This is a genomic window from Mesorhizobium sp. M7A.F.Ca.MR.245.00.0.0, assembly GCF_003997415.1.
Taxonomy (GTDB): Bacteria; Pseudomonadota; Alphaproteobacteria; order Rhizobiales; family Rhizobiaceae; genus Mesorhizobium.
Genome location: NZ_RZTE01000023.1, coordinates 62329 through 69019 on the forward strand (window position 1 = coordinate 62329; position 6691 = coordinate 69019).

Genomic DNA, 6691 nt, shown 5'->3' on the forward strand with positions numbered 1-6691 from the left:
CAACCCATGAAACCGAAAATCTTCATCGACGGCGAACACGGCACCACCGGCCTGCAGATCAGGGCGCTGCTTGCCGAGCGCAGTGATCTGGAGATCATTTCCATCCCGACCGAACGCCGCAAGGAAACGGCGGCGCGCGCCGAGTTTCTCAACGCCGCCGATGTCGCGATCCTGTGCCTGCCTGACGACGCGGCGAAGGAAAGCGTCTCGCTGATCGCCAACGACACCACCAAGGTCATCGATGCGTCGACCGCGCATCGCGTGGCGGAAGGCTGGGCGTATGGTTTCGCCGAGATGGACAAGGACCAGGCAAAGGCGATTGCCTCGGCAAAACGCGTCGCCAACCCAGGCTGCTGGCCGCAGGGACCGATCGCCACGCTACGGCCGCTGGTCACGTCAGGCCTGCTGCCGGCGGATTTCCCGATCACCGTCAACGGCATTTCGGGCTATTCGGGCGGCGGACGGCCGATGATCGAGGACTATGTCGCCAAGGGCGAGGAAGCCTCGGAATTCCTGCCCTACGGCCTCACGCTTCAGCACAAGCACGTGCCGGAATTGAGGGCCTATGCCAGGCTGTCGCATGATCCGATCATGCAGCCGGCGGTCGGCAATTTCGCGCAAGGCATGATCACCGTGGTGCCGTTGCAACTCGGCGGCCTCGACCATGTGCCGACCGGTGCGGAGCTGCATGCGGCGATTGCCGACCATTTCGCCGCCATCAAGGGCGGTGTGGTCGAGGTGGCGCCCTATGCGCATTCGGAGCGCATGCCGGAGATCAATCCCGAGGTCTACAACGGCACCAACCGGATGAAGGTCTACGTCTTTGCCAACGACAAACGGGCGCAGGCCCTGCTGCTGGCGGTCTATGACAATCTTGGCAAGGGCGCCTCCGGTGCCGCCGTGCAGAACATGGACCTGATGCTCGGCCTCTGATGGACACGCCAGCCTTTCCGGCGCGCTGGAAAGTCAGCGCGCCCGAACTCATTGCCGAGACCTTTTCGAGCCGCATCTGGAAGGTTTTGCGCGAAGACGGGTCGCCGGCGATCGTCAAGGCGCTCAAGCCTTTCGACGACGTCGCCGACGAGTTGCGCGGCGAACATTATCTCGCCTGGCGGAGCGGCGACGGCGCGGTGCGCCTGCTCGGCCGCGATGGCCACAGCATGCTGCTGGAATATGCCGGTGAAACGCTGCTTCAACAGGTTCTCGAAGAACAGGGCGACTTTGCCGCGACCATAATCGCGGCCGAGGTGATGGCGAAACTGTTTTCACAGGGGAAAGACCCCTTCCCGCCCGAACTTCAGCCGCTCCGGGAACGCTTCGCCAGCCTGTTCAACAAGGCAAATGCCGATCGCGACGCCGGCCATGAGAGCCTCTATGTCGAGGCCGCCACTATTGCCGACCGGCTGCTGGCCGATCCGCACGATATCAGGCCTCTGCATGGCGACCTGCATCACGAGAATATCCTGCACGGACCGCGCGGCTGGCTGGCTATCGATCCGAAGGGCGTTGTCGGCGACCCTGGCTTCGACGCCGCGAACATGCTCTACAACCCGCTCGACCGGGATGACCTTTGCCTCGATCCGGAGCGGATCGCGCATATGGCCGGGATTTTTGCCAAAACGCTGGGCCAGACACCACCCGCCATCCTTGATCATGCCATCGCCTATGGTTGCCTCTCGGCGTCATGGCATCATGAGGACGACAATGCGGTCGAGGAGAACCGCGAATTGTCGGTCGTCAAGGCGATCCGGGCGGTACGGGCAAGCTTCTGATCCGGACCCGGTAGATCAGCTCAAGATCAGCCCCTGAGCGCTATTCCCGCCGGCAAGGGATAAGCACCCTTGGTGCCGCGCCAGTGTGCGGCGGCAAAACCCAGCACGATCAGCGCAAATCCCTGATGGGTCAGCGCCATATGCAGCGGCACATGCATCAGCAGCGTGCCGATGCCGATCGAGGCCTGCACCAGCACAGCCCCAAACAGCAGCGTCGCGCGGCGCGCATGTGTCGAGCCAGGCAGCCGTCGGCGCGTGGCGATCATGTGCCACAAGGCCACGACGAATACCGTGTAAGCGCCAAGCCGATGGACGAACTGCACCGTCTTTGGGCTCTCGAAGAAGTTGCGCCATGCCGGCTCGAGGATCAGCAGATCGCCAGGGATGATCTTGCCGTCCATCAACGGCCAGGTGTTGTAGCTCAGGCCCGCATCGAGCCCGGCGACCAGGCCGCCGAGATAGATCTGGATCAGCGCCAGCAGCACGATGAAGCCGGCCAGCCTCTGCGTCGACCGATCGGCGGCGGGTTCGGAATGCGGCGCCAATCCTCGCGCGACCACCATGGTGGCGGTGAAGATCAGCGCGGCGAGTGTCAAGTGGGTCGCCAGCCGGTACTGGCTGACGGAGACCCGGTCGACCAATCCTGAAGCCACCATCCACCAGCCGATGGCGCCTTGCAGGCCGCCGAGCAGGAGAATGCCCACCAGCTTCGCTCCCAGGCCGCGTTCGATGCGGCGCGTCGCCCAGAAGAACAGCAGCGGCAGGGCAAAGACCAGGCCGACGCTGCGCGCCAGGATGCGGTGCGCCCATTCCCACCAGAAGATCGACTTGAACGCCTCGATGCTCATGCCCTTGTTGAGCTCGGCATATTGCGGGATCTGCTGATAGAGCTGGAATTCCTCTTGCCACTCGGCATCGTTGAGCGGCGGGATCACGCCATGGATCGGCTTCCACTGCGTAATCGACAGGCCGGAATCGGTGAGCCTGGTGGCGCCGCCGACCAGCACCAGCGCAAACAGTACCAGAAGCACCACATAGAGCCAGCCGCGCAGCAGCGCCCGGTTATGCAGGTCGAGGTCGCGGGCGACGTGTGGCGCGGCAGCTGATATGGCAGCCATGATCTTGTCCAGGTTGATTTGGCGGATTGGTGGACCATCGCACCCGTGCTGGCAAGACCATACGGCGCGGCACGCCGTCGCGCCGCGTCTCACCGGTTGCACAGTCTCGCCTCAAGGCCTATGCGAGGCCAATACCCTTTGAGCCTGCCATGCCGCCTGTGCGAATTCCGGCATGCTCGATCAGGAGACCAACCATGCCCCTGCGCCTGAAAAAGCTGATCGGAATGTTTCTGCTGGTGGCGCTGGTCATCATCTATGCGCTGGTCGCATCGATCTTCGCGGTCGCCCGGCTCTCGGAGTCGGGTCCGTGGGTGCATTTCCTGTTCTTCCTGCTCAGCGGCCTGCTCTGGGTGCTGCCGGCGATGGGCATCATCAAATGGCTGATGCTGGAGCCGAGGGCCAAGCGCTAGGCGAAACCGCCAGCGTCAGATGGTGACGACCATCTTGCCGGCGTTGGCGAGCGGCGTCGTCACGCCCGACAGCATGGTGCGGATGTGGGCGAGGCTCTGGTAGCGGCCGTTGACGGAAATGCGCGGCAAGGCGTGCAGGAACCCGGCATGCTCGGCGCGCAGCACGCCGTGGCGCGTCGTCACGGCGGAGGTATAGCCTGCGTCGCGGGCAAAGCCCACTTCGCGGCAGCCGACAGCGCTGGCATAGCCATAGGGATAAGCGAAATGGCGGGGCATTTCGCCCAGTTCGGCCTGCAACATGGCGCGCACGGCGCCAACCTCGTGCCAGGCATCGGCTTCGGAGAGCCGCTTCAGATTGCTGTGGTTGATCGTATGGGCGCCGATCGTCACCAGCGGATGCGCGGCGATGCGACGGATTTCATCCCAGCTCATCAATGTGCGCAAGCGTGGGCCGTCGGCGTCGATGCCGTTTGCGCGAGCCAGGTCACGCAACACGGCCTGCAGGTCCTCCTCGCGCATTTCCGAGGTGAGATAGGCGTGCAGGCGTGCATTGGCCTGCAGCTTCTTCGCGGGGGTCGAGCAATCGATCGTCAGCGGACCATTCGGCCGCGTCAGCGTCAAGGTATCGCGCGCGTTGACGATGTCCTCGACAACGTCCCACCACAGGTCGGCTGTGCCGTTGATCAGCCCGGGTGCGACATAGATGGTGATCGGCGCGCCATGCTTCTCCAACACCGGCAGTGCCTCGACCATGTTGTCGCGATAGGCGTCGTCGGCGGTGATGGCGGCAAACTGACCGCCCTTGCCACCTGCTTTGATGCGCTCAACGGCTTCGTCCATGGAGACGAAGGCATAGCCATGCGCCTTCATGTCCGCGATCATGGCGTCAAGGAAGCCGGGCGCGATATTCAGATGCCGGTTGACGCTGTCCGGCTTTTCCGGCGTCGCGGTAACACGGTGCAGCATCAGGATGGCGCCGATGCCGCCGATGAACGGCTTGGCCAGCGGTGCAAGGCCGGTATAGCGGGCGACGTTCAGCGCCAGTTTCCGGATTGCCTCCCCGCCGTCGATCATTCATTCACCTTTTGCGCCTAGGCTGATCCAAGCACGGAATGCGCCTATGCGAACCCCCAAATCGCGATCAATACGTCCTAAGGATTGAGGTATGGTTGACGCAACCGCGTCATTTGACGGCAATCGGCTTGCGGCCACCGAGGCATCGTCGCGCGCCTTGCCACGGGACCATGCCGGCCTGTCGATTTCAGTGGCGTCCACGGACGGACTCGCGGCCTATGCCGAGTTCTGCCGCTCGGCTCTGTTTGGGCCGGCGCAGAGTGCTGCCTGGGTCCAGAACTGGGCAGCCGAGACACGACCGGACCTGCTCGTCGCGACGCTGAGTGCCGAGGGCAAACCGGTTTTCTCGCTGGCGCTGGAGGTTGCCGCCAAGCGGCCGTTCCGGATCGCCCGCTTCATGGGTGGGCGCCACGCCAACGGCAACTTCGTCGCCGCGGACCCGAACTGGCTGGCCAAGGCGGATATACCGGCTCTCCGATCGGTGCTGGCGGCCATCGCCAAGGCACGCCCGGACATCGATCTGGTCGCGCTCGAGCGGTTGCTGCCCGATCTCGACGGCGTCGCTAATCCGCTCGCATCGTTTGACCATTTTTCCAGCCCCAATCTGTCGCTGGCCGTCGATCTCGACGGCGGCTTCGATGCGCTGCTTTCCCGCGCCAGCGGCAAACGCAAACGCAAGAAGCACCGGTCGCAAATCCGGAAATTCGAGGCCGTGGGCAGCTATCGGCGCATCGAGGCCCGCACCCCCGAGGGGGTGGACAGGCTGCTCGACGCCTTCTTCGAGATGAAGGAACTCCGCTTCCGCAAGATGGGCATCGCCAATGTTTTTGGCGACGCGCAGGTACGCGGCTTCTTCCGCGCGCTGTTCATGCAGGCGCTTGCCGAGGACAGGCCTTCCTTCGTGCTGCACGGGCTCGAGGTTGCCGGCAAGCTGCGCGCCATCACCGGTTCAAGCCGCTTGGGCAAACGCCTGATCTGCGAATTCGGAGCGATCGCCGAGGACGATCTTGGGCACGCCAGCCCCGGCGACTTCCTGTTCTTCGACAACATCCAGGAAGCCTGCGAGACCGGTTTCGAGGTCTATGACTTTTCGGTCGGAGATGAGCCTTACAAGCGGCTGTGGTGCGATATCGAAACGCGGCATTTCGAAGTGCTGGTCCCCTTGACCGTGAAGGGCCGCATGCTGGCGCTGACGCTTCGGCAAGGCGCACGGCTGAAGGCCTTCGTCAAGAACAGCCCGACGATCTGGAAGCTGACCAAAGTGCTGCGCCGCAAAGCCGCCGGCCAGGCAGCGCCCGCGGAAGAAGATAGCTGACGCCATGAAGCCGATCATCCGCACCCTGTCCCCGCAGGAACTGGCGCTTCTCGTCGACTGGGCGGCCGCGGAAGGCTGGAACCCAGGTCATGAAGACCCGGCGATGTTCCAGGCCGCGGACCCCGAAGGCTTCATCGGCGCCTTTGTCGGCGACGACATGGTCGCGGCAATTTCGGCCGTGGCCTATGGAAGCGAATTCGGTTTCATCGGCCTCTACATCTGCCGGCCTGACATGCGCGGCATGAGCTACGGCAAGGCCGTGTGGGACGCCGGCATGAAAAGACTCTCGGGCCGGACTGTCGGCCTCGACGGCGTCGCCGAGCAGCAGGCCAATTACCGGCGCAAGGGCTTCGCGCCGGCCTATGAGACCATCCGCTTCACCGGGCGCATGGCAGGCCAGCCGGTCAGGGCCGATGGGTTGCGGATGATTACGACGCAGCTCCTGTCCGGCATCGTCGCCTATGACGCCCATTGCTTTCCGGCGCCGCGAGGCACCTTTCTGAAGCGATGGCTGCAGGAGCCGCATCATGGGCTGGCGGCGATCGGTTCGCGCGGCGTGACCGGTTTTGGCGTGGCGCGCCGCTGTCGATCCGGCTTCAAGATCGGCCCGCTGTTTGCCGACGACACGGAGATCGCTTTGCAACTCCTGGAGGGGCTGGCCGGTGCCTGCGAGGGCGGCGAGCTGCACATCGACGTCCCCGCCGATAACGCCGGCTTCATAACTGCGCTCGATGCGGCCGGCTTTGCGCCGACCTTCACCACCACGCGCATGTACAAGGGGCCTGCCCCGGAATTGGACCTGCGAAGGGTGTTCGGCGTAACGACGCTTGAACTGGGATAGATCGGGCGAACCGCAGAACGGCCCCGCCGGCGATCCGGGGCTCCCCTCAGGCAGCGGCAGTGCGCCTTCCCGGCACCGGATTGCCGGGCGGTTCGTGGCCGAGCGGCGTCACCAGCGTGAGGTCGGGGTAGCCGTTCTCGATCAGCTTGACCGCAGCCTGC

The 6691-nt window shown here is 64.3% G+C and carries 7 protein-coding genes; 5 read left to right on the top strand and 2 right to left on the bottom strand.

What is annotated here, in order from left to right:
* The first annotated feature begins 6 nt into the window (after positions 1 to 6).
* A complete protein-coding gene (gene argC, locus EOB80_RS21940; RefSeq protein ID WP_127329685.1) occupies positions 7 to 933 on the top strand; it encodes an N-acetyl-gamma-glutamyl-phosphate reductase in 927 nt (308 codons plus the stop codon).
* Positions 930 to 1772 carry an aminoglycoside phosphotransferase family protein gene (locus EOB80_RS21945; protein ID WP_206516831.1) on the top strand — a complete coding sequence of 281 codons (843 nt, stop codon included), beginning with the start codon at positions 930 to 932 and terminating at the stop codon, positions 1770 to 1772. The genes argC and EOB80_RS21945 overlap by 4 nt, the downstream gene beginning before the upstream one ends.
* A gap of 26 nt (positions 1773 to 1798) precedes the next feature.
* Here EOB80_RS21945 and EOB80_RS21950 read toward each other — a convergent pair whose 3' ends face one another.
* The gene (locus EOB80_RS21950; RefSeq protein ID WP_127329689.1) at positions 1799 to 2890 is read right to left on the bottom strand and encodes a COX15/CtaA family protein; all 1092 of its coding nucleotides are present in this window, start codon (positions 2888 to 2890) and stop codon (positions 1799 to 1801) included.
* A gap of 194 nt (positions 2891 to 3084) precedes the next feature.
* Here EOB80_RS21950 and EOB80_RS21955 point away from each other — a divergent pair, with 194 nt between their 5' ends.
* On the top strand, positions 3085 to 3300 hold the full coding sequence (locus EOB80_RS21955; protein ID WP_013532215.1) for a DUF2842 domain-containing protein: 216 nt from the start codon (positions 3085 to 3087) through the stop codon (positions 3298 to 3300).
* A 15-nt stretch (positions 3301 to 3315) separates the two neighbouring features.
* Here the strand turns inward: EOB80_RS21955 and EOB80_RS21960 are convergent, their stop codons facing one another.
* Positions 3316 to 4374, bottom strand: a complete 1059-nt coding sequence (locus tag EOB80_RS21960) for a polysaccharide deacetylase family protein (protein WP_127329691.1) — start codon at positions 4372 to 4374, stop codon at positions 3316 to 3318.
* Positions 4375 to 4465: 91 nt separating this feature from the next.
* Here EOB80_RS21960 and EOB80_RS21965 point away from each other — a divergent pair, with 91 nt between their 5' ends.
* Together EOB80_RS21965 and EOB80_RS21970 are read left to right on the top strand one after the other, a co-directional pair.
* A complete protein-coding gene (locus EOB80_RS21965; protein WP_127329693.1) occupies positions 4466 to 5689 on the top strand; it encodes a GNAT family N-acetyltransferase in 1224 nt (407 codons plus the stop codon).
* A gap of 4 nt (positions 5690 to 5693) precedes the next feature.
* Entirely contained in the window at positions 5694 to 6530 is an 837-nt protein-coding gene (locus EOB80_RS21970) for a GNAT family N-acetyltransferase (RefSeq protein WP_127329695.1), read from the top strand.
* Positions 6531 to 6691 lie beyond the last annotated feature (161 nt).

Bases quoted from the DNA above. Each gene is read 5' to 3' on its own strand.
- argC (WP_127329685.1), top strand. From the start codon at position 7: ATGAAACCGAAAATCTTCATCGACGGCGAACACGGCACCACCGGCCTG.
- EOB80_RS21965 (WP_127329693.1), top strand. From the start codon at position 4,466: ATGGTTGACGCAACCGCGTCATTTGACGGCAATCGGCTTGCGGCCACC.
- EOB80_RS21970 (WP_127329695.1), top strand. From the start codon at position 5,694: ATGAAGCCGATCATCCGCACCCTGTCCCCGCAGGAACTGGCGCTTCTC.
- EOB80_RS21955 (WP_013532215.1), top strand. From the start codon at position 3,085: ATGCCCCTGCGCCTGAAAAAGCTGATCGGAATGTTTCTGCTGGTGGCG.
- EOB80_RS21960 (WP_127329691.1), bottom strand. From the start codon at position 4,374: ATGATCGACGGCGGGGAGGCAATCCGGAAACTGGCGCTGAACGTCGCC.
- EOB80_RS21950 (WP_127329689.1), bottom strand. From the start codon at position 2,890: ATGGCTGCCATATCAGCTGCCGCGCCACACGTCGCCCGCGACCTCGAC.